Origin of the sequence: Pseudomonas quasicaspiana, from assembly GCF_021147825.1 — a bacterium.
GTDB classification, from domain to species: Bacteria; Pseudomonadota; Gammaproteobacteria; order Pseudomonadales; family Pseudomonadaceae; genus Aquipseudomonas; species Aquipseudomonas quasicaspiana.
Genome location: NZ_JAGTPI010000131.1, coordinates 1 through 1,093, shown reverse-complemented (window position 1 = coordinate 1,093; position 1,093 = coordinate 1). Strand labels below are relative to the sequence as shown.

The 1,093-nt window shown below is 57.1% G+C and carries 1 protein-coding gene; it reads right to left on the bottom strand.

Translation table 11 applies throughout. From position 1 onward, the window contains the following. Positions 1–194: 194 nt before the first annotated feature. The gene (locus KDX30_RS29415; RefSeq protein ID WP_027900538.1) at positions 195–917 is read right to left on the bottom strand and encodes a FadR/GntR family transcriptional regulator; all 723 of its coding nucleotides are present in this window, start codon (positions 915–917) and stop codon (positions 195–197) included. Positions 918–1,093 lie beyond the last annotated feature (176 nt).

Genomic DNA, 1,093 nt, shown 5'->3' with positions numbered 1-1,093 from the left:
GCGAGCTTACCCCCGAGTGGTCAAACCAAGGCCGGTCAAATATCCAAAGAAAAAACCAACGGAGCTTAACTGACAGGCATTAGGGCTTGCCCGCGATACATGAGACGCCGCCAGAAGACACACCGCGTTATCGTTTATCGTCGGAATGCCGCCCAGACCAAGCCCGGCTCCCACAATGTAAATGCGATTAACCGTTACAACCCCAATTCCCGCCCCAACACCACACTCAACGCATTGCGCGCATCATCAAGCTGCACCAGCGTTGCATGCCTTGCACCCAATGCGTCGCGATTTTCGATGGCGGTAAGGATTGCCTTGTGGCGCGGCAACGCCAACTCATGCAGGTTGGGACGCTGGTTGGAGTGCTTGAGCGCCTCACGCAATGCCAGTGAAAGCATGTTGCACAGGTGAGCGAGCAAGTCGTTGTGAGTCGCGTCGGCAATCCGGCTGTGAAAATCCAGGTCGGGCTGTAACAGTGCTTCAGGATTTGGCGCAGCCTCCATGCGTTGGTAAGCCTCACCAATCGAAGCGATCTCTTCATCGGTGGCGTGTTGTGCGGCGAGGGCGGCAACAGCGGGTTCGATGACCGCACGAACGCTGGTCAGCAAATTGAAGAATTCATTTTGTGGCGTGCACTGCATGATCCAGTGCAATACATCCGGGTCGAGCAGATGCCATTCACGACGGGCCTTCACCACCGTACCGACGCGTGGCCGGGAGTACACCAGCCCTTTGGCCACCAATACCCGGGTGGCTTCGCGCAACACCGGTCGGCTGACGGCGTACTCCTCACAGAGCAAGGCTTCGGCAGGCAGCTTTTCATCCGGCTTGAAACGCCCGGAGACAATCTGCATGCCCAGTTCCTGAACGATGCGGGCGTGCATGCTTTTACGGTCGGAAGGCTTTCGGTAATCCATGGGGACGCAAGTCGATCCTGAGCGATGAGTGCGGGGCATCATAGCATCGGCGTTGCGCGGTGGGAGACTGCTATGGGCCTGTGGGAGATTCTATGGTTGTGATCAAGCCATAACCCACCCTTTGGGTTGATATTCGCTCTGATTTTTCATCAGGGCGAACGCCACCCGAGCGAGTT

Bases quoted from the DNA above. Each gene is read 5' to 3' on its own strand.
- KDX30_RS29415 (WP_027900538.1), bottom strand. From the start codon at position 917: ATGGATTACCGAAAGCCTTCCGACCGTAAAAGCATGCACGCCCGCATC.